Genomic DNA, 406 nt, shown 5'->3' with positions numbered 1-406 from the left:
TCGGTGCAGTGATCGTGCTTATGCAGTGCCTCCAAAGTATCGGTTACCGCCGCCAGCCAAGGCATCATTTTTTCCTCTTCTGAGCCTGGTAAGAAGCCAATCGACTCACCAATGTCTGGCGTGTTACGCGTGACGATGATTTTATCAAACATGCCTTTTTCAATAGTTTGCTCGAGCGCAGCTGCCATGGCCAATAGCGTTTTACCACTACCCGCCGCACCAGTGAGGATCACCAAATCAATGTCAGGGTCGAGCAGGGCATCGAGTGCCATGGCCTGATAAATGTTTTTTGGTGTGATGTCCCAAGCTCGGCGGTGCATCATGCGTTCTCGGCTTAGGTCGAGTAGGGTTAGCTTGTCTTCATTGATGGTTTCAACGCGGCCTGCAAAATCGCTGTCTTCATCAA

Annotated in this window: 1 protein-coding gene; it reads right to left on the bottom strand. The window is 50.7% G+C overall.

Annotated features, from left to right (window positions below):
- On the bottom strand, positions 1-406 hold a 406-nt coding region (locus UF06_RS18795; RefSeq protein ID WP_045571793.1), incomplete at both ends, for a PhoH family protein.

The sequence above is a fragment of the Vibrio sp. S234-5 genome (genome assembly GCF_000960595.1).
In the GTDB taxonomy this organism is placed as follows: Bacteria; Pseudomonadota; Gammaproteobacteria; order Enterobacterales; family Vibrionaceae; genus Vibrio.
This window is presented reverse-complemented; position numbering and strand designations above follow the sequence as displayed.